General features: G+C 60.0%; 14 protein-coding genes and 1 pseudogene. 13 read left to right on the forward strand and 2 right to left on the reverse strand.

Going from position 1 to position 24,653, the window contains the following annotated elements; all coding sequences use genetic code 11:
* Positions 1-33: 33 nt before the first annotated feature.
* Complete coding sequence (locus PSH65_RS16785) at positions 34-702, reverse strand: haloacid dehalogenase type II (protein ID WP_205888857.1); 669 nt, start codon at positions 700-702, stop codon at positions 34-36.
* A 558-nt stretch (positions 703-1,260) separates the two neighbouring features.
* Between PSH65_RS16785 and PSH65_RS16790 the strand changes: the two genes are divergently transcribed.
* Positions 1,261-2,748, forward strand: coding sequence for an aldehyde dehydrogenase family protein (locus PSH65_RS16790; RefSeq protein ID WP_305421370.1), 1,488 nt, complete (start codon positions 1,261-1,263; stop codon positions 2,746-2,748).
* 75 nt (positions 2,749-2,823) lie between these two features.
* Here PSH65_RS16790 and PSH65_RS16795 read toward each other — a convergent pair.
* Positions 2,824-3,015 (reverse strand): annotated as a pseudogene (locus tag PSH65_RS16795) (hypothetical protein); the annotation flags it as partial.
* Between the two features lie 629 nt (positions 3,016-3,644).
* Here PSH65_RS16795 and bcsQ point away from each other — a divergent pair.
* From bcsQ to PSH65_RS16855, 12 genes are all read left to right on the forward strand, one after another.
* Positions 3,645-4,811, forward strand: a complete 1,167-nt coding sequence (bcsQ, locus tag PSH65_RS16800; protein ID WP_305421371.1) for a cellulose biosynthesis protein BcsQ — start codon at positions 3,645-3,647, stop codon at positions 4,809-4,811.
* Complete coding sequence (bcsA, locus tag PSH65_RS16805; protein WP_305421372.1) at positions 4,808-7,039, forward strand: UDP-forming cellulose synthase catalytic subunit; 2,232 nt, start codon at positions 4,808-4,810, stop codon at positions 7,037-7,039. The genes bcsQ and bcsA overlap by 4 nt, the downstream gene beginning before the upstream one ends.
* Positions 7,040-7,080: 41 nt before the next feature.
* Positions 7,081-9,339: a cellulose biosynthesis cyclic di-GMP-binding regulatory protein BcsB gene (bcsB, locus tag PSH65_RS16810; protein ID WP_370694649.1), complete on the forward strand. Its 2,259-nt coding sequence runs from the start codon at positions 7,081-7,083 to the stop codon at positions 9,337-9,339.
* A gap of 7 nt (positions 9,340-9,346) precedes the next feature.
* Positions 9,347-10,588: a cellulose synthase complex periplasmic endoglucanase BcsZ gene (bcsZ, locus tag PSH65_RS16815; RefSeq protein WP_305421373.1), complete on the forward strand. Its 1,242-nt coding sequence runs from the start codon at positions 9,347-9,349 to the stop codon at positions 10,586-10,588.
* The gene (locus tag PSH65_RS16820) at positions 10,564-14,424 is read left to right on the forward strand and encodes a cellulose biosynthesis protein BcsC (protein WP_305421374.1); all 3,861 of its coding nucleotides are present in this window, start codon (positions 10,564-10,566) and stop codon (positions 14,422-14,424) included. The genes bcsZ and PSH65_RS16820 overlap by 25 nt, the downstream gene beginning before the upstream one ends.
* 17 nt (positions 14,425-14,441) lie before the next feature.
* Positions 14,442-15,110 carry an SGNH/GDSL hydrolase family protein gene (locus PSH65_RS16825; protein WP_305421375.1) on the forward strand — a complete coding sequence of 223 codons (669 nt, stop codon included), beginning with the start codon at positions 14,442-14,444 and terminating at the stop codon, positions 15,108-15,110.
* Positions 15,107-15,781 (forward strand): alginate O-acetyltransferase AlgF, encoded by a 675-nt coding sequence (locus tag PSH65_RS16830; protein WP_305421376.1) that lies wholly within the window; start codon positions 15,107-15,109, stop codon positions 15,779-15,781. Before PSH65_RS16825 ends, PSH65_RS16830 begins: the two co-directional genes overlap by 4 nt.
* An 18-nt stretch (positions 15,782-15,799) precedes the next feature.
* A complete protein-coding gene (locus tag PSH65_RS16835; protein ID WP_305421377.1) occupies positions 15,800-17,209 on the forward strand; it encodes an MBOAT family protein in 1,410 nt (469 codons plus the stop codon).
* Entirely contained in the window at positions 17,209-18,363 is a 1,155-nt protein-coding gene (locus tag PSH65_RS16840; protein ID WP_305421378.1) for a cell division protein FtsQ, read from the forward strand. The genes PSH65_RS16835 and PSH65_RS16840 overlap by 1 nt, the downstream gene beginning before the upstream one ends.
* Before the next feature lie 319 nt (positions 18,364-18,682).
* Complete coding sequence (gene mexE / locus PSH65_RS16845) at positions 18,683-19,936, forward strand: multidrug efflux RND transporter periplasmic adaptor subunit MexE (protein WP_007905572.1); 1,254 nt, start codon at positions 18,683-18,685, stop codon at positions 19,934-19,936.
* A 15-nt stretch (positions 19,937-19,951) separates the two neighbouring features.
* The gene (locus PSH65_RS16850) at positions 19,952-23,143 is read left to right on the forward strand and encodes an efflux RND transporter permease subunit (RefSeq protein ID WP_305421379.1); all 3,192 of its coding nucleotides are present in this window, start codon (positions 19,952-19,954) and stop codon (positions 23,141-23,143) included.
* On the forward strand, positions 23,140-24,561 hold the full coding sequence (locus PSH65_RS16855; protein WP_305421380.1) for an efflux transporter outer membrane subunit: 1,422 nt from the start codon (positions 23,140-23,142) through the stop codon (positions 24,559-24,561). Before PSH65_RS16850 ends, PSH65_RS16855 begins: the two co-directional genes overlap by 4 nt.
* Positions 24,562-24,653: the final 92 nt, after the last annotated feature.

Below are 24,653 nucleotides of genomic sequence, written 5' to 3' on the forward strand. Positions count from 1 at the left end.
TAACCCCTTTTACCTTGAAGAGTGCCCTGAGACTCAGAGACCGACCAACCCAGCCAAACCACCGATATCGGGGATCTGGTGGTAGCTGTAGCAGGCGTTTCCAGGCTGTTCGTGACCACGGGCAACGAAGGCTTTGTTCTTGATCTTCATATCGTCGGCCGGCATCAGGTCGTAACGGAAGCTCGAAGACACATGCAGAACGTCCTCCGGCCCGCAGCCGAGGTTATCGAGCATGAACTCGAAGGCGGCCAGGCGCGGCTTGTAGGCCTGGGCTTGCTGGGCAGTGAAGACTTTATGGAAAGGCGCGCCGAGCTTGTCGACGTTGGACATGATCTGCTCGTCCATCGCGTTGGAGAAAATTACCAGCGGGATCTTGTCGGCGATTTTCGCCAGGCCGGCCGGTACGTCGGCATGCGGACCCCACGTTGGTACGGCATCGTAATAGAGCTGGCCTTCGCCTTTGTACTCGATGCCCCAACGCTTGCAGACCCGCGCCAGAGAGGTCTTGATAATCTCATCATACGGCCGCCAGTCACCCATCACCTGATCCAGACGATAGGCGGAGAAGTCCTTGACGAACTGATCCATTTGCCCGGCTGGAACACGATCGGCGAACAGTTCGCGCGTCATGTTTCCCATCTGGAAATTGGTCAACGTGCCATAGCAGTCGAAGGTAATAAACTTGGGTCGAAGAAAGCTCATGAGTGCAGTCCTGGATAATTGTTGATGTCATGGTGGGGCAAGCAATTACTCCGTTCGGGAAGCATCGGGGTAACGCTGCATCACGAATTCATTACAACATCATGAGACCATGCATAAATCGTTAAATGTGCAGGCAGCTTGGTACAAACCACCGTTTTGCAGGGCTCGCTCAGCAGACTTTGCGGAACGCTCCAGACTCGGGCGTTTCACCTCGGTTTTTACGCCTTTTCGGGCAGTTATGGTGCGCTGACGAGCCCTGCACAACCGAAATCAAGCGGCGCAATCAAGCAGTTTGCTCTGGTTACCAAAAGCTATCGACTAACCGTCAGCAAGAGGCTTTATCAGACGGGTTACTGACGTAAAACGAGTCAAGTTACGTTGGTGCAAAGTTAGCCCGGCAGATACAGCAGATTGTCCTTTGCAACCTTAAAGAACGGCATATTTCGTCTGGCCTGCTTTGTTAGCTTATTGAGAAGACTCGGCAGCCTTGCAAGGTCGCAAGACAGCCCGCCCTCTGCTGCTCGCAGTGCCTATTACCGTTCTAAGGGAGCTAATTGGATGACAACACAATCTTTGAATAGCCACAGCGTCGATCCGCAAACGTCTCACACGTTTTATATCAACGGCTGTTGGTCTTCCCCGGCAATCCCGGCCAGTTTGCCGGTGGTCAATCCGGCAACTGAAGAGGTTGTTGCGCACGTCGCGCAAGGGTCCGCCGCGGATGTTGATCGGGCAGTCGCTGCGGCTCGTGCAGCATTTGCTGGTTGGTCTGCCACCTCGGCAGAATCGCGCGCGCTTTTCCTTGGAAAGATCTATGACCTCATCCTTGAACGAAAAGAAGTGCTTGCCCAGGCGATCTCTCTCGAAATGGGCGCTGCCATCGGTTCCGCACGGGCCATGCAAGTGCCTCTTGCAGCCGAACATGTGCGGGTCGCACGTGATCTGCTGTCCACCTATCGTTTCCAAACGGTTGAAGGCGGCACCGCGATTGAACGCGAACCCATAGGCGTCTGCGCTCTCATTACTCCGTGGAACTGGCCGCTTTATCAAATCACTGCGAAAGTCGCCCCGGCTATTGCTGCCGGCTGCACAGTGGTTTTGAAACCCAGCGAGCTGTCGCCACTGAGCGCCCTTCTTTTCGCACAACTGGTGCATGACGCCGGCCTTCCACCGGGCGTGTTCAACCTTGTGAATGGAAGCGGTTCCGAGGTCGGCGCAGCCATGGCGGCACACCCTGATATCGATATGATTTCGATTACCGGCTCAAACCGCGCGGGCGCGCTGGTCGCCCAGGCAGCCGCCCATACAGTGAAGCGCGTTACGCAAGAACTGGGAGGCAAGTCCCCGAACGTTCTGCTTCCCGACGCTGACTTCGCCAAAGCCGTCCCGCTGGGAGTGATGTCTGCGTTTCGCAACGTCGGACAATCGTGCAGCGCCCCGACAAGAATGATCGTTCCCAAGGACAGGCTGGCAGAGGTCGAATCGCTGGCTGCTGCAACCGCCAATGCGATTATCGTGGGAGATCCACAATCGGAAGAGACGGTACTCGGTCCGATTGCCAATGAGGCCCAGTTCAATCGCGTGCAAGCAATGATCGAGGCTGGCCTGAATGAGGGCGCAAAACTCGTTTGCGGTGGACCAGGACGTGTGCCGGGCCATGAAAAGGGTTTCTACACCCGACCGACTGTTTTCTCCGAGGTCGATTCCGCCATGCGAATCGCTCAAGAAGAAATTTTTGGCCCAGTGTTGTGCATCATTCCGTATGAGACGGTCGATGAGGCGGTCGCTATCGCAAACGACACGGTTTATGGGCTGGGCGCCCATGTTCAGGCTCAGAACCTTGATCTTGCACGTGCCGTTGCCTCTCGCATCCGCGCCGGACAAGTGCACCTGAATTACCCCGCCTGGAATCCAATGGCTCCGTTCGGTGGCTACAAGCGATCTGGTAATGGTCGTGAGTATGGTGTCTACGGCTTTGAAGAGTATCTGGAAACCAAAGCGATCATTGGATTTGGCGGATCGCTGGAGAGCCCTTCGCGCACATAGAACTCATGGCTTTGACCGTTGAGCGTTTTAACGTACGCGGAGTCATTAATGCCCGGGCATTGGACTGCCTGGGCGTTATACAACGCTTTTTCGCCTGACCGAGTCTGGGCTCGCAATGCGGCTCGGTTGAGGCAACCGGGGCGTACGCAATAACAGACTGATTTCCTCTGCGCTGATCGCACTGCTGAAAAAATGGCCCTGGATTTCGTCGCCGCCGTTTTCACGCAGGAAGGTTTGCTGCTCTTCGGTTTCGACACCTTCGGCCACTTGGCGAGACTCCTTCAACCACGCTTAGATTCCGAAGCTGAACTCAGAATTCACAGTGCCCGGTCCAGCGCAACCTCAATGATGGTGCCGCGGGCCTGGCCTCAGCAACACTCCAACATCAGCCCCTCCCCAACTGATTATGGCCAAACCTCAAAAAACTCATGTCGAGCTTCCTTCCCTGAAGAGCCATAGGTTGGCCCGCCTGGATCGCCGCATTGCCAACAGCTTTGCCAATCACATTAAGCACTACGACCAATAAGCTCAGTGTTATTAACTGACTATTGCGCTTAGTCCCTGAGACCACCCCTCTATTCGTGGTTCACTTGCAGTTTTACGCTGCCTGAACCCCATGATTTCGACTTCTTACCAAAGAGGTGCTTTTGAATGCCTCCAGGACCGCCATAAAAACGTCGTCAACTTTTTGAAATCATTAACAACATCCAAACATGAGAACTAATAACGTCCAGGCGAACACCCGAAAACACGTTGCTGACGTTTAATAACATTGTTTGACACCCGAACACAGACGTCTGAATATAGGCAAACCCCTTCCATACCAAGACGATACGTCGGTTTTTTTAGTTAACGGAATATTGAGTTTCTGAGTCACTTCATTCTTGGTGCAATGCATGAAATATGTGGACGACATTACGAAACTTTTTACAAGTTTTGGTGCTAGTGCGGGAAGTTACCAGGAAATACAACCCAACTATAAAAACTTTAAAGATGATCTGAGTACAACTACGACACCCATGACTGAGCAAGGGTTAATAGATGTATTATCTCCCCTGAAACCCACTGCCACAGTGTCACTACTTGGCGAGCAAAAGCCTCCTTTATTGTTGATTGACACGCCGGTTGAACCTGCGAAGAACATCACCCTCTCACTGGCTGCCTCCCTGCTGAAGGAGCGCCCTGAAGCCTCTGCAACGAGTGATCGCCAGCGATTGAGCGATCTGTTGCGCGACCTCAACCAGATGCGTAGAGGCGGCCTGCCGGAAACACCTCGCAAGCGCACCAAGGCGAAGGTCATCGCGATCATTTCGGCAAACGGAGGGGTGGGCAAAAGCACCATCGCTGCTGGTCTTGCGAAAACACTTAGGCGTCCTGGCGGGCGAACCATTGCCATTGATCTGGACCCTCAGAACGCCCTGTCCAGCCATTTGGGCATCACCAGACAAGTTCCTGGTCTGATCCAGCTGAAACAACAAGACGCAGATTGGGGGGCTCATTGTCTACCGGGCTATGGTGACAGTGAGTGCCTGCCCTTCGGCATTGACGAGGTGAACGATCGCCGATTGCTCAAGCAACTGATGCTTGAAGATCCTGGCTGGTTGAATCAGCGCCTTGCGTCGATGAACCTGGGCGAAAACGATACCGTGATCCTGGACACCCTTTCAGGCGCAACCGTCTATTCGCAACAGGCACTCGACGCCGCCGATCTGGTGCTGGTGATGACGATGGCCGACGCGGCCTCCTACCTGGCACTGGACACCCTGACACAGTGGCTGGAAACCAGCCGACGACCTGCGCAACGGCACAGCTATGTGCTCAACCAACAGGATGACTCGCATTCGTTCAGCAAGGATATGGCTGTGCTGTTTCGGCGGCGGCTCGGCACTGACCTGATCGGGACGATTCGCCTCGATCACCAGTTCAACGAATCGCTGGCCTATGCTCGGGACCCGCTGCAGTACTCCCCCTACAGCATTGGCAGCCAGGACATGCTTTCGCTGTCGCGCGAGGTCCATGCCCTGCTTTTCCCTGAGCCATCCGGCCAGCAGGTGATGCCGTGACCGCACACCTGAATCAGGCACCTGCGAAGACGTGGTGGTTGCAGGAGCTACTGGATACTTGCCAGGCTCGCGTCAGTCGATGGCCCCTGCGTTGGCGCCAAGGCCTGAAGATCTCGGTCGGGCTGATCGCGGCATTGTTGGTGCTGGGTATCCTCACTGCGCCGCTGAATCTGTATTCCCAGGCCGCATTTGCCGCCGTCTGTTTTGCAGCCAGCCTGATCATCCGCAAGCAAGCCGGACGTCTGGCGATCCTGACCCTGATCACCCTCTCGCTGATCGCTTCGTTGCGTTACATGTATTGGCGCCTGTCCGACACCCTGAACTTCGACAGCTGGCAGGATGCCGTATTTGGCTACGGGCTGGTGCTGGCCGAACTGTATGCCTTGCTCGTGCTGGTTTTCGGTTATGTACAGACCGCCTGGCCGCTGCAGCGCAAACCGCAGCTTCTGCAACAGCCGCCCGCTGAATGGCCAACGGTAGACGTCTTCATTCCCACCTATAACGAAGCATTGGGTATCGTCAAACTGGTGGTGCTCGCTGCTCAGGCCATTGACTGGCCCGAGGGGAAACTGCGGGTACACATGCTCGATGACGGACGCCGGGAGGAATTCAAGGTTTTCTGTCAGCAGATTGGTGTCAACTACATCACCCGCGACAACAATCAACATGCCAAGGCCGGCAACCTCAACGAGGCACTCAAAGTCACCGATGGCGAGTTCATTGCCATATTCGACGCCGACCACGTGCCCACCCGCTCCTTCCTGCAGATCACCATGGGCTGGTTTTTAAAGGACCCGAACCTGGCGTTGCTGCAAACGCCGCACTTTTTCTATTCACCCGATCCGTTCGAAAAAAACCTCGATACCTTTCGTTCGGTACCCAATGAAGGTGAGCTGTTCTACGGCTTGGTGCAGGACGGCAACGACCAGTGGAATGCGGCTTTCTTCTGTGGCTCCTGCGCGGTCATCCGGCGGACTCATTTGCTGGAAGTCGGCGGCATCGCCACCGAAACCGTGACGGAGGATGCGCACACGGCACTCAAGCTCAATCGCCGTGGTTTCAATACCGCTTACCTCGCCATTCCACAAGCGGCGGGACTGGCCACCGAAAGCCTCTCCCGACACATCAGTCAACGCATACGCTGGGCGCGGGGCATGGCGCAGATTTTTCGGACCGACAATCCGTTGTTTGGCAAAGGACTGAACCTGGGGCAGCGTATCTGCTACCTCAACGCCATGATGCACTTTTTCTACAGCTTGCCCCGTCTGGTGTTCTTGACCGCACCCTTGGCCTACCTGTTCTTCGACGCGCAGATTTTCCATGCCTCGGCGTTGATGGTCACGGTCTATGTACTGCCACATATTTTCCATTCCAGCCTGACCACCTCCAGCATCCAGGGGCGCTTCCGCCATTCCTTCTGGAACGAAGTGTATGAGTCGGTATTGGCCTGGTACATCATGCGACCGGTGCTGCTGGCCCTGATCAGCCCTTCGCTGGGCAAATTCAACGTGACCGACAAGGGCGGCACCATTGAAAAGGACTATTTCAACTGGAAGCTCGCGCGGCCTTACATCGTCCTGCTGACCTTGAACATGATCGGCCTGGCGATCGGCGTGGTGAAACTGATCGGGAGTGATTCGGCCGAGGCCACTACCCTGCTGATCAATCTGGCCTGGACCGTGTACAACATCGTCATCGTCAGCACCGCCGTGGCGGTGGCCACTGAATCCTCTCAGGTGCGCAACGAACCCAGGGTGCCCGCGGACCTGCCCGTGCGCGTCTATCGCGAAGACGGCACCTGGTTCGATTGCATAACCCGGGACTTCTCACAAAACGGCGTGGGTCTGGCACTGCCACCGCAAGTTCAGCTCAGCGTCAAAGAGAAGCTGCGGCTGTGCATTCTGCGCACACCTCCCTCAAGCCTCTTCCCCGCAAAAACGGCCTTCAGCAACGACAACGTGGCGGGCGTGCAATTCGAGGCTTTGACCCTGCGCCAGCAAAGTGAGCTGGTGCGATTGACCTTTTCACGGGCCGACACCTGGGCCAACACGTGGGGTAACGGCCGCCTCGACGCACCCATGTCGGCGTTGCGCGAGGTCAGCCGCATTGGCTTGCGCGCCATCCTGCGCTTGTTCGTTGCAACCCTAAAGGACAGCCAGGCGCTGCTGCGCAAACGCCCGGACACTCCATCACCTATCGACTCCAACGCGGACACGCAACGATCTTGAAGCCTTCCATTCGCCGGACCTTTCTTCCTCGTCGCTCACTCATGCTGATCACCTGCTCGCTAATGGGCTGGAGCGGCTGGGCATTGAGTGCTACCGCCCAAATCAGCGCCACAGAACCGGCGGTAATGCCGGTCGCAGCGTTGCCCGGGGCCGATGCCCCGGGTAACAGCTATACCCGCACCCTCAAGGAGCTGGGCAAAAGCTATTCGATGACCCTTAAAGGCGTGGAGGCTACCGACAGTGTGAACTTCGATGTGCGCGCCGATGAAGTCGTCACGGCTGCGCAGGTCACGCTGCAGTACAGCTACTCACCGGCGCTGCTGGCCGACCTTTCGCAGATCAATGTGCTGGTCAACGATCAGGTGGCCGCCAGCCTGCCCTTGCCGAAGGAAGGGGCCGGTAAATTGCAGACCCGGACCGTACAGATTCCGCCGCAGACCATCACCGAATTCAACCGGCTCAGCCTGCAATTCATCGGTCACTACACGATGCAATGTGAGGACCCTTTGCACTCCAGCCTGTGGGCCAGGATCGGCAACGAGAGCCAGCTGAGCCTCCAGGTGTCTTCGATTAAACAGCCCAATGACCTGTCCGCTCTGCCGCTGCCCTTGTTCGATCGTCGAGACGCCTCGCCCCTGAAGCTACCCTTCGTGTTCGCCGGACGCCCGGGCGGTCCTGAGCTTGAAGCCGCCGGTATCCTGTCGTCCTGGTTTGGCGCCCTGGCCAGCTACCGCGGCGCCACCTTCCCCGCCAGCCTCACCAGCCTGCCGGCCAAAGGCAACGCCGTGGTGTTTGTCAGCGGTAGCGAATCAACGACCTTGAGTGGTTTACCGATCAAAGAGGCCACGGGGCCGACATTGACACTCGTGAGCAACCCGAATGATGCCCAGGGCAAACTGTTGATCGTCTCCGGGCGCGATGGCGCCGATCTCAAGGTCGCCGCGACAGCGCTGGCCCTCGGCGGCTCGGCCTTTTCCGGGCAAAGCGTGGTGATCGAGCGGATCGACTCGCTCAAGCCACGCCGACCGTACGACGCGCCTAACTGGCTGCCCTCCGACCGCCCGGTTCGCCTGGGTGAACTGGCGAAGCCCGCAGAACTCAATGTGTCGGGTTATAACCCGGGACAAATGACGGTTGCGCTACGCCTGCCACCCGACCTGTTCAACTGGCGCGAGCCCGGTGCGCAACTTGACCTGAAATACCGCTATACGCCGCAACCGGTCTCCACCAATTCCTCGTTGCTGGTCAACTTCAACGACACCTTCATCAAGTCGATCGATCTGCCTTCGATCGAGAAACTCGGCAACAGCGACAGCCTGCTGGCGATGCTCAAAACCGACGACAGCCTGGCCCGCACGTCGCGCATGCTGTTGCCGCTCAATTCCGTAGCGCTGCAATCGCGCCTGCAATTTCGCTTCATGTATGACTACATCAAACAGGGCGACTGCCGCGACATCATCATCGACAACATGCGCGGTGTGATCGACCCGGACTCGACCCTGGACCTCAGCCAATACGAACACTTCATGGCCATGCCCAACCTCGGGGTGTTCAAGGACAGTGGCTTCCCGTTCACCCGCATGGCTGACCTTTCTGAAACATCGGTGATCCTGCCCAACGAGCCAGGCCCGGCCGAACTGAGCGCCTACCTGACCCTGCTGGGCCGCTTCGGCGACTCCACCGGTTATCCGGCCACCGGCGTGAAGGTGGTCCACGCCGACCAGCTGGCCGAGCAACGCGACCGGGATTTGCTGGTGCTCGCCTCGGGCAACAATCAGCCGCTGCTGGAGCAATGGCAAAGCCTTTTGCCAGCCAAGGACGAAGACGCTGCGCAGTACTTTGAACTGTCTGACCTGCCCTTGCGTCTGCGCAACTGGATCAGCCCGGATACGAAAACCAATCTGCGTGAAGCACGCAGCAGCTTCAGGTTTACCGCTGAGGACGGCAGTGCGTATCTGACTGGATTCGAATCGCCGCTCAAGAGTGGGCGCAGCGTGGTGTTTATCGCCAGCGCAAGGCCCAACGGCTTGGCCGACGTGACCAACGCCCTGCTCAGCGGCGAAGAAAACGCCCACGAGTTGCAAGGCAGTCTGGTGGTGGTCAGGGGCAAGCATATCCAATCGCTGGTTGCCCAGCAGGATTACTACGTCGGGAGCCTGGGCCCATTGCGCTATCTGCAGTGGTACCTCTCGCAAAACGTAATAGCGCTCATGCTATTCACGCTTCTCGGGGTCTTGCTGCTTGCTTCGATGGCCTACCTGGCTCTGCGTTTACGGGCCAAACGTCGTCTTGGTCAATGAGCCGCGCATGCCTGTGTCGTCCATGAGCAGCCGGGATGTTTCACTTCGCCAGAGCCTGCGCGGTAACGCGCGCAGGTTGAGCGCTGTGCTTGCGCTTGCCCTGCTGGCGCCCGCGATAGCGGCCGCGAAACCCTGTGACCCTTCGACCTGGCCACTGTGGCAAACCTATGCGACGCGCTTCGTCCAGGCTGACGGCCGGGTTCTGGAATCCAGCCTGGAGAACAATCACAGCACCTCTGAAGGGCAGTCCTATGCCATGTTCTTCGCGCTGATCGGCAACGATCAGCCACGCTTTGACAAACTCTGGCGCTGGACCTCAGCCAACCTCGCAGGCTCCGCCACCGTCACACGCCTGCCGGGCTGGTTATGGGGGCAAGGCACGGACGGTCAGTGGCGCCTGCAAGACGCCAATTCGGCCGCCGACGCGGACCTGTGGATCGCCTACGCCCTGCTCGAAGCCGCACGCCTGTGGCATCGGCCGGACTATCACCAGGACGCCCTGCACCTGATGGCGACGATTGAAGCACAATTGGTCGTCAAGCTGCCTGGGCTGGGCCCAATGGTATTGCCTGGACCACAGGGTTTCGTCCTGCCGGACGCTCTCTGGCGTCTGAACCCCAGCTACCTGCCACTGCCACTGTTACGACGGCTGGCCAAGGAAGCACCCTCCGGGCCCTGGCAAGCGATTGCCAACAACACCGCGACGATGATTGCCCAATCGAGCCACCACGGTTTCGTCGCGGACTGGGTTGGTTATCAAGGTACTTCAGCGCAATCGGGTACTTTCGTAAACGACCCGATCAACGGCGACACGGGCAGCTACGATGCCATTCGCGTGTACCTCTGGCTGGGCATGAGCGACGCCTCCGAACCGCTGGCAGCGCTCCTGCTCAAACGGCTGGACGGCATGGCTCGCAGCACTGTCGCGACGGGTTCCCCCCCGGAAACAGTCCGGATTCTCCACGGCAGTGTCCAGGGTCAGAGCCCGTTTGGATTCTGGGCTGCACTGATTCCCTACCTTGAGGCCAAGGGGCATCCCCGGTTGGCCGATCAACAACGCCAGCGCGTGGAGCTCGCCTTGCAAGAGGCGCTGGCCAGGCCTGATGCCGACGCCAGTCCGCCGCGTTACTACAACTTCATGCTTAGCCTGTTCGCGCTCGGCTGGGCAGATAAACATTACCGATTCCGGGAAGACGGAACGCTGAAACTCTCCTGGGAGACCGCATGCACGCGCACCACCGCACGCTAGCCATCGCCGTCATGAGCGCATGGACGGCTGCTGCCCACGCTCAAACTCCGACGCCACAGACCTTACTCGTCGAACAAGGGCAGTACTGGCAGTCGCACAACAACCCTCAACGCGCTGCGGAAGTCTGGCTGAAAGTCCTGCTGCTGGACCCGGTCCAGGTTGACGCACTGTATGGCCTGGGCTTGATCGGCGTGCAACAGGGCAAGCCACAACAGGCGCAGCAATACCTCGCCCGCTTGCAGGCCATCCAGCCACCGCCTCGGCAGGCACTGCAATTGGCGCAGGATATCGGCGTGACCCAACCGCAGAACCAGCAGCGCCTGGAAGAGGCTCGGCGCCTCGTCGATGCCGGTGAGCGTGACAAGGCGACCGCCGTGTTTCGCTCGCTGTTCGATGGCCGTCCACCTCAAGGTACGATCGGCCGCGAGTATTACAACAACCTCGCCTTCAATCAGGCTGACTGGGCTGAAGCACGCAGCGGATTTCAGCGCCTGCAACGTGAGATGCCCAACGACTCGATCGTTGCGCTGTTTTACGCCAAGCATCTGGTGCGCCGTGAAGACAGCCGTGTCGAGGGCATCCGCGCCTTGGCCGCGCTGACCCAGCGTGCCGACATTGCCGGTGATGCCGACGAAAGCTGGCGCCTGGCGCTGACCTGGATCGGTCCGCCCAATCCGGCACAAGTGCCGTTGTTCAAGGCGTACCTCAAGACGCATCCGGATGACGCGGAAATCCGGGCGCAGATGAACAAGGGCAAGCAACAGGTGGCAACGACGGCCAGCAAGGCATGGCAACCGCCCGCCGAAGTCGCGCGCGGCCTGAAGGCGCTCAAGGAAGGCGATCAGGTCACCGCCGAACAGGCTTTTCAGGCACGCCTGAAAAGTCGGCCCGATGATGCTGACGCGCTGGGCGGCCTTGGGGTTATTCGCCAGCAGCAACACCGACTGGCCGAAGCGGAAAAGCTCTTGGGTCAGGCCACGCGACAACACGACGGCAGCCACTGGCAAGTTGCGCTGAACGAAGTGCGCTACTGGTCAGCGTTGCAGCAGGCCCGCGACGCCCAGGCCAAAGGCCAGACAGCCCAGGCACAGGTCTTGGTCAACCAGGCGCTGCGGCTGAATCCAAACGGGGTCGATGCTCGCCTCGCTCTGGCGGATATTCAGGCCCGCGCGGGCCAGTTCGATGACGCTCAGCGCAACTATCGGCAGATTTTGAACCAGCGCCGCGACGACCCTAAAGCACTGGAAGGGCTGGTCAACGTGCTGCTCAAGAGCGGCAAGAACGATGAAGCCCTGCAACTGATTAACAGCCTGCCCGCCACCGGACAGGCAAAGATCGGCCAGTCCGCACGCCTGCAAGCCTTGCGCGCGACGCAACTGGCCGCCCTCGCCGAACAACGCAACGACCTGCCCGCTGCGCGCAACGCCTTGCAAGACGCGCTGCGCTACGAACCGGACAATATCTGGACACGCTTCGCCCTGGCGCGCCTGAACCTGGCGATGGGCGAACCGCAAAAGGCTCGGGACCTGATTAACGCCATGCTCCAGGCCCACCCCGACAATGCCGATGCGCTTTACGTCAGCGCCTTGCTGTCGGTGCAGTTGGGTGAGTGGAAAGCCGCCCAGGCAACCTTGGGACGCTTGCGTCCCGACCAGCGCACCCCGGACATGGAAGCGCTGGCCGCCGATGTCAGCCTCAACCTGCAACTCAGTCAGGCGATCGAATTGGGCAAGCGCGGACAGCGCCAGGAAGCCCTGACCTTGCTCGATCGTCTTCAGCCGCTGGCCAACAACAGTCCGGATCGCACGGCGAGCCTGGCCTCGGCCTATGTCGACATCGGCGAGCCGACCCGTGCGCTGGCACTCATGCGTGGCCAGTTGCAACACACCGCTGCGCCCTCGGCGGACTTCATCCTGCAATACGCCGCTGTCCTGCTTGAGTCCGGAGAAGACGCACAGGTCAACGAGATCCTGCGCGACCTTCAGAACAAGCCCTTGAACGCGCCGACTCGCAAGCGGTTCGATGACCTGCTCCATCGCTATCGCATCCGCCAGGCTGACCAGCTGCGTGAACGAGGCAATCTGGCCAGCGCCTATGACACACTGGCGCCCGCGCTGGCGCAACGTCCCGGTGACAGCGCTGCCGTCTCGGCCCTGGCGCGGATGTACTCGGCCAACGGCGACACGGCAAAAGCCCTCGAACTCTACAAACCGCTGTTACAACGTCAGCCAAACGACCCGCAACTGCTGCTGGGTGCCGCCGACGCGGCGGTTCTGGCACATGACACGGTATTTGCCGAACAGGCGCTGCAACAGTTGCTCAAGACCGAATCCGGTAACCCTCAAACGCTGACGCAGGCTGCACGCCTTTACCAGAACATGGGCAAGACCGGCATGGCGACCGATCTGCTGCGCAAGGCAGTGGCCATCGAACAGAGCGAGAAACGCAGAAGCCAGGGCGGTCAAATGGCAGGTTCGACGGTGGCCCCCAACCCTTTTGCCGGGGTGTCGGGGCAGCGTAGCGAGGTCAGTCGCGATACCTTGCTGGCAGCGATCCCGCCACCGGCTCAGGAGATGCCGGGCACCGCGAAGTCTTACGGCCCCTTCGACATCAACGCTACTCCAAGGCCGCAGCAGGCGAGCACTGCATTCGAGTCGCAGGTGCCGCGCGCCGCACTGGTGAACGAGGACATCAGCCCCGCGCAACTGGCGCTGAATAGAATCCTCCAGGAGCGCAGTGCCTACGTCACCCAGGGCCTGAGCATTCGCAGCAACAACAGCGAGTCGGGACTGAGCAAACTGACCGATATTGAAGCACCGCTGGAAATCAATATCCCGCTGGATGAAAGCCGCGTCGCCCTGCGCGTGACGCCAGTCTCACTGAACGCCGGCAGTGTCAGCGACGAGGCTCGGCAGCGCTTCGGTAGCGGCGCGCAAAGCGACGGCGTCGGCTCGCAAAAAGCCGAGGGTGTCGGCCTTTCCGTCGCTATTCAACGGCCCGCGGATGGGCTCAAAGCCGATCTCGGCACCACCCCGCTCGGCTTCAAATACACCACCGCCACCGGCGGCATCAGCGTTGATCGTCCCGTGAGCGACAGCTCCAATGTCCGTTACGGCGTGAGCGTTTCCCGGCGCCCGGTGACCGACAGCGTAACCTCGTTTGCCGGCACCACGGACAAACGCAGCGGCCAGTCTTGGGGTGGTGTGACCGCCAACGGCGGACGTGGTCAGTTGAGCTATGACGACAACGAAGTCGGCGCCTATGGCTACGCTTCCTGGCACCAGCTCTTGGGCAACCATGTCGAGTCCAACAGCCGCAGTGAACTGGGCAGCGGTGTCTACTGGTACCTGCAAAATGCGCCGGACAGCAAACTGACTGTCGGCCTGAGCATGACCGGCATGAGTTACGCCAACAACCAGGACTATTTCACCTACGGTCACGGCGGCTATTTCAGCCCACAGACGTTCTTCGCCCTGGGCGTGCCAGTGACCTGGGCACAACGCTCCGGGCGCTTGACGTATCAAGTCAAGGGCTCGGTCGGCGTGCAGCATTTCGAGCAGGACAGCGCCGACTATTTCCCCAACGACAAAGCCCTGCAGGCGGCCTCGGGCCTGCGCTACGAAGCGCAAAACAAAACCGGGATCGGCTACAGCCTCGCCGCGGCGGCTGAATACAAGGTCGCGTCGAACTTCCTGCTGGGCGCCAATCTTGGCCTGGACAACGCCCACGACTACCAACAACTCAGCGGCGCCCTGTCTTTGCGCTATCAGTTCGAGGACATCAGCGGCCCCATGAGCCTGCCGGTCAGCCCTTATACATCGCCCTATTCCAACTGATCATTCTGGAGCTTTCGATGCCCACTTCTGCCCTTGCCGGTCTGACTCTCCTTGTCCTTGGGGAGAGCCATATGAGCCTCGCGGACCATTTGCTGGAACCGCTGCATGACAACCTGACTCGCCAAGGCGCCCAGGTTCACTCTATCGGTGCCTGCGGCGCCAGCGCCGGCGACTGGCTGATCACTAAAAAAGTCGACTGCGGTGCCGAACGAAAAGGCAACGGCAAGATCGTGATCAAGGGACGCGATGCAACCACTACGCCGATCCAGGACCTGATAGCCGCCGACAAACCCGACCTGGTGGTACTGGTCATCGGCGACACGATGGCGTCCTATGACAAGCCGGTGTTTCCGAAGGCTTGGGCATGGCAAAGCGTCACCAGCCTGGCCAAGGCCATCGCTGCCACCGGAACCCGTTGCGCCTGGGTTGGCCCGGCCTGGGGCAAAGCGGGTGGCATGTACCAGAAAAATGATGCCCGCACCCAGTTGATATCGCAGTTTCTGGCCGCGAACGTGGCGCCTTGCACGTACATCGACTCGCTGACGCTGTCCAAACCCGGGCAATGGATTACCACCGATGGGCAGCACTTCACCGTCGCCGGTTATCAAGCATGGGGCACTGCGATCGGCGGTGCATTGGCCAAACTGCCCGCCGACCGCGTCAGCAGCACAGGAACCGCCAAATGAGCCGATCAGCACGTGGCTGGGCGCTGTTCGCGCCCTTGATGCTGAGCCTGCACGCCCAGGCCGCCGACATCGCTCTCTACCCGACGGGCCCGGATCAGGACTCGGCCTTCCTGCGTTTTATCAATGCCGCCGAGCAACCGTTGCAACTGCTGGCCGAAGGCTCTCGGGCAAGCCTCAGACTCGAAGGCTCGAATGCCGTGTCTGACTACCTGCCCGTGCCCGCCAACCAGCCGATCAAGGGCACCCTGGAACGCAACGGCAATATCCAGCCGCTGGATATCCAGGTGGCGGCGGGTGAATTCGCCAGCGTGATCGCATTGCCGGACAGTACTCAAGGCATCCGCCAGGTCGTCATCCGTGAGCAACCCGACGACTTCAATAGCCTGAGAGCTTCACTGGCGTTTGTCAGCGCCGATCCGGATTGCCCCCAGGCCGGTTTGCGCGCTGCGGGGGTGAACGCCGAACTGTTCAAGGATGTGGCCAATGCCAGCGTGCAACGCCGCGCCATCAACCCCGTCCGCCTTTCGGTTCAATTGGTCTGCGCCCGCACCGATGTCGGTGCCCCGCTGGACCTGGGCCAGCTCAAGGCCGGCGAGCGCTACAGCGTTGTGCTGCTGCCTGGTGCACATGGCCCGCAGCTGCTGCTCGCAACTGATGTCCTGGCCCACTGATCGGATTGCACCACCACTATGGTTTTTGCCTCTCTCGAGTTTCTGACGTTGTTCCTGCCGCTGTTCCTGTGCGCCTATGCACTGTGTCCAGGAGCCTGGCGCAACGTCACGCTACTGATCGGCAGCTGGCTGTTCTATGGCTGGTTGAGCCCACGGTTCCTCGCCGTGCATGTGATATTGACGATCACGGCGTGGGTCGGTGGCTTGCTGATTGACGCCTTACGGGAAGATGGCAAGGGCCGCATGCGGATACTCGTGGCCCTGATCGTGTTCAACACGGCGGTGCTTTGCTGGTACAAGTACGCCAACATCGTGGCCGGCACATTGATCGACGCCATCACCTGGTCCGGCGCCATGCCTCTGGACTGGCAGCGGGTCATCATGCCGGCCGGGCTTTCGTTCATCGTATTGCAGGCGATTTCCTATCTGGTGGATGTACATCGCCGCACCGTGCCGGTCGAACGCAGCTTCATTGATTACGCCACCTATATTTCGATGTTCGGCCATTCGGTCGCCGGCCCTATCATTCGCTATGACTGGGTTCGGCGCGAGCTGCAGCGGCGTGACTTCAACCTGCAGAATTTCTCGCTGGGCGCGCGCCGGTTCATGGTCGGGATGTGTATGAAGGTCCTGGTGGCCGACACCCTGTCACCCGTGGTCGACGTGGCGTTCAACGTGCAGAACCCAAGCTTCTTTGACGCCTGGCTTGGCTGCCTTGCCTACTCCCTGCAACTGTTCTTCGACTTCGCCGGCTACAGCGCCATGGCCATTGGTCTGGGACTGATGCTGGGTTTCCATTTTCCCGAGAACTTCAACCGTCCCTATCTGGCCAATAGCATCCAGGACTTCTGGCGCCGCTGGCATCTGTCGCTGTCCAACTGGTTACGGGACTATCTTTATATTCCGCTGGGCGGCAATCGCAACGGTGCCTGGAAAACCTATCACAACCTGCTCCTGATCATGGCCATCGCCGGCCTCTGGCACGGTGGTGATAGCTGGAATTATCTGCTTTGGGGCTGCGCCCATGGCCTGGCGTTATGCGCTGACCGTGCCTGGAGCCGTTCTACCCTGCCCACTTTACCGCCGGGGCTTTCCCATGGCCTGACACTGCTGTTCGTAAGCCTGGCCTGGACACTGTTCCGCGCGCCCGACCTTGATGGCGCACTGCGCCTGTATGCCGGGCAGTTCGGCCTGCAGGGTATCGCCCTCGGTGACGAACTGAGCACGACGCTGCGCCCGATACATGGCCTTGCGGCCTTGCTGGGTGTGCTCGGTATCGTCGCACCGCTGCTACGCCCTTACTGTGAGAAACAACTGGGCGGCATAGCGCTCTACGCCTCGACCCTTTGGCCCATCGCCGGTTTCATGCTGTCGTTCGCACTGATCGCCAGTCGTGAAACCGTGCCCTTCCTGTACTTTCAATTCTGATGACGTCCCCAGAGCACACTACCCTCCTCAATCAGCCAGATGCCCTGGTTGCACCCCGCCGTCCGTTGGCAGGCGTGGCGTTGCTGCTATTCCTGTTCGTCGGGCTGCTGTCCTCTGGCCGCCTGATCGGTTCAGGACAGATTGAACGGTTACCCGATAAGTGGCGGGCCGAGCAGATTCTCGACGGCAATGTCACCCATTGGATCGCCAGGGAACTGTCGAAAGCGTCCTTCCCCACAACCCTCGCCGACCTGGAGCGCGGCGCCAGTTGGCTGCTCCTGCGCGATACGGGGCCGAGGGTTCGCCAGGGCTGTCCTGACTGGCTGTTTCTGGCCGATGAACTCAAGGTCGATCATCAAGCCCAGCGCAATGCCGATGCCAAAGCCCAGGCGGTGATTGAGCTCAAACAGCAGCTTTCCCGACGAGGAATCGACCTGCTGGTGGTCATCGTTCCAGACAAGAGCCGCATTGCTTCCGAGCAACGTTGCTCGCTACACCGCCCCGCCGTTCTCGAAGGGCGCATCCAGGCCTGGACCTCGAAACTGGATGTGGGTGGCGTGTCGAACCTGGACCTCACCGGTGCACTGACGCCACTGGGGGCCACTGCCTGGTTACGCACCGATACGCACTGGAACGAATCCGGCGCGAGGGCGGCGGCCGATGCCATCGCGCAGCGCCTGCAGGCCCTGGGCATTACCGCAACACCACGCAGGTCATTCAACGAAAGTCATGCCCCGCTCGCGCTGCGGCCTGGCGACCTGGTCCATCTGGCGGGCATCGACTGGCTGCCGCTCAAATGGCAACCCGCACCCGAAATGGTCGCCCAGACCAACACCCACGAACTTCCCGTGGTATCAGCCGCCAGCCCTGACACTGAGGTAGACCTCTTTGGCGATGCCGACCTCCCCAACACCGCGCTCATCGGCACTTCATTCTCACGCAACTCCAACTTCGGGGGTTTCCTGCAGCAGGCACTGGGCGCCCCCGTGGGCAATTTCGCCAAAGATGGCGGAGCGTTCTCTGGTGCTGCAAACAGCTACCTCAACAATTCCGCCTTCAAAGAAACACCGCCCAAACACATCATCTGGGAGATCCCGGAGCGGGACCTGCAAACGGCCGACACCGCCCTCCTTGCGTATCGATCACTGCAATAGATGCCCCGAATGCCAGTAAGTTACGCTGTAATGCGATCTGTAGCAGCTGGTGAAGCCTGCGTTCGGCAGCTGCTACAAAAAGTACGTCGCGGCTTAACTTGCCGGCATTAGGGCTTGCCCGCGAGCCGCCCTTTGCACTCCCCGCAACACTGAATTGTGATCATTTCATTTGATAGCCCACTAATGGAAGGTGCATGCTAGAGGGCTCGCTTTGAGCTTATATCATTCCGAATGATAGTTACCTTCGCTTCATTCGATTCGTGCCATACCACCCCGCCAAGCATCATCCGTCCATCTCAATACATTGGCGGATGCATCCATGGAACAGTCACTCAAACATTTGCGCTTCCCCTTGGCCCTGTTGGCCGTGCTGGTGATGAGCGCTTGCGGCAAGACCCCGGACGCTGCCGCCACCATGCCCGCGGCCAAAGTCAGCGTGGCCAAGGTGCTGGAACAACCGGTCAACGAGTGGGACGAATTCACCGGGCGCCTTGAAGCGCCGGAAACGGTAGAGATTCGTCCACGGGTTTCCGGCCAGATCGATGACGTCGCCTTCACCGAAGGCGCGCTGGTCAAGAAAGGCGATCTGTTGTTCCAGATCGACCCGCGCCCGTTCCAGGCTGAGGTCCGCCGCCTCGAAGCCCTGGTTGCGCAAGCTCGCGCCACCGCCACCCGCAGCGAAAACGAATCCCAGCGCGGCGAACGTCTGCGCACCAGCAACGCGATTTCCGCCGAACTCGCCGACTCGCGCACCAGCGCGGCTCAAGAAGCCCGCGCCGCCGTTGGCGCCCTCCAGGCGCAACTGGACCTGGCCAAACTGAACCTGAGCTTCACCCGCGTCACTGCGCCTATCAGCGGCCGTGTCAGCCGTGCGGAAATCACCGCCGGCAACCTGGTGACCGCCGATACCACCGCGCTGACCAGCGTGGTGTCCACCGACAAGGTCTACGCCTACTTCGACGCCGACGAGCGTGTCTTCCTTAAATACACCCAGCTCGCCCGCCAGGGACAACGCGGTGCAACCACGCCGGTTTACCTCGGCCTGTCCAATGAAGACGGCAACCCGCACCAGGGCCAGATGAACTTCGTCGACAACCAGGTCAACCCGAAGACCGGCACCATCCGCGGTCGCGCGGTGTTCGACAACAGCGACGGCACCTACACCCCGGGTCTTTACGCACGCCTGAAACTGGTGGGCAGCGGCACTTACTCCGCGGTGTTGATTAACGACGAAGCAGTCGGTACCGACCTGGGTAAAAAGTTCGTGCTGGTGATGGATGCCGACAACAAAACGGCTTACCGCCCTGTCGAGCTGGGTCCGAAGATCGAAGGTCTGCGCATCGTGCGCAGCGGCCTGAACAAAGACGACACCATCATCGTCAAGGGTTTGCAGCGGGTTCGTCCTGGTTCGCCGGTCACGCCTGAAGTGATCCCGATGGCCAGCCAGGAAACCCTCGCGGCTCTCGCACAACAACGACAAGCGCTGGAAGCCAGCAACCTGCCCCAAGTCGCACCTGCCAAGGTCGCGCCGGGTACGGTTGTGAAAGTGGCTGCTGCGACTCCACGCGGTTAAGGGACAATTACTCCGATGAATTTTTCCCAATTCTTCATTTCACGGCCGATCTTTGCAGCGGTACTCTCGCTGCTGATCCTGATCGCTGGCGCCATCTCGCTGTTCCAGTTGCCGATCAGCGAATACCCGGAAGTCGTGCCACCGACCGTTGTGGTCCGTGCCAACTTCCCGGGCGCCAACCCTAAAGTCATCGGTGAAACCGTGGCCGCTCCTTTGGAGCAAGCCATCACCGGCGTCGAGAACATGCTGTACATGTCCTCGCAGTCCACCGCTGACGGCAAGATCACCCTGACCATCACCTTCGCCCTGGGCACTGACCTGGACAACGCGCAGGTGCAGGTTCAGAACCGCGTGACCCGGACCGAGCCCAAACTTCCCGAGGAAGTGACGCGCATCGGTATCACTGTCGACAAGGCTTCGCCCGACCTGACCATGGTTGTGCACTTGACCTCGCCGGACAAACGCTACGACATGCTTTACCTGTCCAACTACGCCTTGCTCAACATCAAGGATGAGCTGGCGCGTCTGGGCGGTGTCGGGGATGTGCAGCTGTTCGGTATGGGCGATTACTCGCTGCGGGTGTGGCTCGATCCGAACAAGACTGCTTCGCGCAACCTGACCGCGACCGATGTGGTCACTGCGATTCGTGAACAGAACCGTCAAGTGGCGGCCGGTGCCCTGGGCGCTCCGCCTGCGCCGAATGCCACCGCGTTCCAGCTGTCGGTCAACACGCAAGGCCGTCTGGTTTCCGAGGAAGAGTTTGAGAACATCATCATTCGCTCCGGCGAAAATGGTGAAATCACTCGCCTGAAAGACATTGCTCGCGTCGAACTCGGCTCCAGCCAATACGCCCTGCGCTCCTTGCTGAACAACCAGCCGGCGGTAGCGATCCCGATCTTCCAACGCCCTGGTTCCAACGCGATCCAGATCTCCAACGACGTTCGGGAGAAAATGGCCGAGCTGAAGAAGAACTTCCCGCAAGGCATGGACTTCAGCATCGTTTATGACCCGACGATCTTCGTGCGCGGCTCCATCGAGGCGGTGGTTCATACCCTCTTCGAAGCGCTGATCCTCGTTGTGCTCGTGGTGATCCTGTTCCTGCAAACCTGGCGCGCCTCGATCATTCCGTTGGTGGCGGTGCCAGTTTCGCTGATCGGTACATTTGCCGTGATGCACCTGTTCGGCTTCTCGTTGAACGCCCTGTCGCTGTTCGGACTGGTACTGGCCATCGGTATCGTGGTCGACGATGCGATTGTGGTGGTGGAGAACGTCGAGCGAAACATCGGGCTCGGACTCACCCCTATAGAAGCCACCAAGCGTGCGATGCGTGAAGTGACCGGTCCGATCATCGCGACGGCGCTGGTGCTGTGTGCGGTGTTTATCCCGGCGGCGTTCATCTCCGGGTTGACCGGGCAGTTCTATAAACAGTTCGCCCTGACGATTGCGATTTCGACCGTCATCTCGGCCTTCAACTCGCTGACCTTGTCGCCAGCGCTGGCCGCCGTGTTGCTCAAGAGCCATGACGCGCCGAAAGACCGTTTCTCCAAGGTTCTGGACAAGATCTTTGGTGGCTGGTTGTTCCGTCCGTTCAACCGCTTCTTTGACAAGGCCAGCCATGGTTATGTCGGCACCGTGGGCCGGGTTATCCGCAGCAGCGGTATCGCCCTGCTGGTGTACGCCGGCCTGATGGTGCTGACGTTCTTCGGTTTCTCCAACACCCCGACCGGTTTCGTACCCGGCCAGGACAAGCAATACCTGGTGGCCTTCGCGCAACTGCCGGATGCCGCGAGCCTGGACCGTACCGAAGACGTGATCAAGCGCATGTCCGACCTGGCCCTGAAACAGCCTGGGGTGGAAAGCGCCGTGGCCTTCCCGGGTCTGTCGATCAACGGTTTCACCAATAGCCCTAACGCCGGCATCGTGTTCGTCACCCTGAAGCCTTTCGACGAGCGTAAGGACCCGAGCATGTCCGCCGGGGCGATTGCCGGTGCATTGAACGGCCAGTACGCCGGGATTCAGGAAGCCTATATGGCGATCTTCCCGCCGCCGCCGGTACAAGGCCTGGGGACCATTGGCGGTTTCCGCCTGCAGATCGAAGACCGGGGCAACCTGGGCTATGACGAGCTGTACAAAGAAACCATGAACATCATCACCAAAAGCCACAGCGTGCCGGAACTGGCTGGCCTGTTCACCAGCTACACCGTGAACGTGCCGCAGGTCGATGCCGCCATCGACCGGGAAAAAGCCAAGACCCACGGCGTGGCCGTCAGCGACATCTTCGATACCCTGCAGATCTATCTGGGTTCGCTGTATGCCAACGACTTCAACCGCTTCGGTCGCACCTATCAGGTCAACGTTCAGGCTGAGCAGCAGTTCCGTCTCGAATCGGACCAGATCGGTCAGCTGAAAGTGCGTAACAACCGCGGCGAGATGATCCCGCTGGCGACCTTCATCAAGGTCAGCGACACCTCGGGGCCGGATCGTGTAATGCACTACAACGGCTTCATCACCGCGGAAATCAACGGTGCGGCAGCCCCCGGCTACAGCTCCGGCCAGGCCGAAAAAGCCATCGAGAAACTGCTCAAGGATGAACTTCCGAACGGCATGACCTACGAGTGGACCGACCTGACCTACCAGCAGATTCTGTCCGGCAACACCGCGCTGTTCGTGTTCCCGCTCTGCGTACTGCTGGCATTCCTGGTGCTCGCGGCGCAGTACGAAAGTTGGAGCTTGCCACTGGCGGTGATCCTGATCGTACCGATGACCCTGCTGTCGGCGATTACCGGGGTGATTGCCTCGGGCGGCGACAACAACATCTTTACCCAGATCGGCTTGATCGTACTGGTGGGACTTGCGTGTAAGAACGCGATTCTGATCGTCGAGTTTGCCAAGGATAAACAGGAAGAAGGCCTCGGCCCGCTGGCAGCGGTGCTGGAAGCCTGCCGCCTGCGTCTGCGGCCGATCCTGATGACCTCCTTCGCGTTCATCATGGGTGTTGTGCCACTGGTCTTCTCCAGCGGTGCGGGTGCCGAAATGCGTCATGCCATGGGTGTGGCGGTGTTCTCCGGGATGCTCGGGGTGACCTTCTTCGGGCTGTTGCTGACGCCGGTGTTCTACGTACTGATTCGCAACTTTGTGGAACGCGGTGAAGCGCGCAAAGCGGCCAAGGCGCTGAAATTGGAAAAGCAACTGGAGGCGCAACAATGAGCCTGAAAGCCTTCCTGCCGAGCCTGCTGGTACTGGCCCTGAGTGCCTGTGCCGTCGGCCCGGACTACAAAACCCCAACCACCGAGGCGGCCAACATCACGGCCGCCACCGATGGCAGCGCCGGTCAGAAGAACTTCGACCGCGCCCGTTTCGAAGGCATCTGGTGGCAGCAGTTCGACGATCCGACCCTCAACCAGTTGGTGACGCAATCCTTGCAAGGCAACCGCGATTTGCGCGTGGCCTTCGCCCGCTGGAAAGCGGCCCGGGCGATTCGCGATGACGCCAGCAATGACGCCATGCCGACCATCACCAGCCGTGCGAGCAGTGATCTGGCCAAGGGGCAAATTCCCGGCCAGACCACTAAACGCGTCAGCAGTGAACGCTATGACCTGGGGCTGGACATGGCCTGGGAACTGGACTTGTTCGGTCGCATCCAGCGCAACCTGGAATCCAGCGACGCTGAACAGCAGGCGGCCGAAGCCGATCTTTACCAACTGCAAGTCACCATGATTGCCGAACTGGTGGACGCCTATGGCCAACTGCGCGGCGCACAACTGCGGGAAAAGATCGCCCTGGCCAACCTGAACAACCAGCAGGAATCGCGCAAGATCACCGAAAACCTGCGTGATGCCGGTGTCGGCGATCAGCTGGACGTGGTTCGCGCCGATGCGCGCCTGGCCTCTGTCGAAGCCAGCGTGCCACAACTGCAAGCCGAACAGGTGCGTCAGCGCAACCGCATCGCCACCCTGCTGGGTGAGCGTCCGGACAAGCTGACCGTCGACCTGAGTCCTAAAGACTTGCCGGCGATCGCCAAGGCCCTGCCGATCGGTGATCCGGGCGAACTGCTGCAACGGCGTCCGGACATCCTCAGCGCCGAACGCAAATTGGCGGCTGCCACCGCGCGTATCGGCGTGGCCAAGGCTGATTTGTTCCCTCGAGTGAGCCTCAGCGGTTTTCTTGGCTGGACTGCCGGGCGCGGTTCGCAGATCGGCTCGTCGGCGGCCAATGCCTGGGCACTGGGCCCGAGCATCACCTGGGCGGCGTTCGACCTGGGCAGCGTGCGCGCCCGTTTGCGCGGCGCCGATGCTGAAGCCGAAGGCGCCCTGGCGACCTACGAGCAGCAAGTACTGCTGGCGTTGGAAGAGTCGGAAAACGCCTTCAGCGATTACGGTAAACGTCAGCAGCGCCTGATCTCGCTGATTCGTCAAAGCGAATCAAGCCGCGCCGCCGCAGACCTCGCCGACATTCGCTACCGCGAAGGTACCGTGGACTTCCTCGTGCTGCTCGATGCTCAGCGTGAGCGTCTGGCAGCCGAAGACACCCAGGCCCAGGCCGAAGTCGATTTGTATCGCGGCATTGTCGCAATCTACAAAGCCCTTGGCGGCGGCTGGCAACCAGAGACGGTCGCCAGCAAGTAATGTGTTAAAGCGCTCCTTTGGTTGGCCGCAACCAACCAATTTTTTTGCCCCGCGCCTCATTCGGTCGCGGGGCTTTTTTTTGTCTGCGCACG

Origin of the sequence: Pseudomonas sp. FP603, assembly GCF_030687415.1 — a bacterium.
Taxonomy (GTDB): Bacteria; Pseudomonadota; Gammaproteobacteria; order Pseudomonadales; family Pseudomonadaceae; genus Aquipseudomonas; species Aquipseudomonas wuhanensis.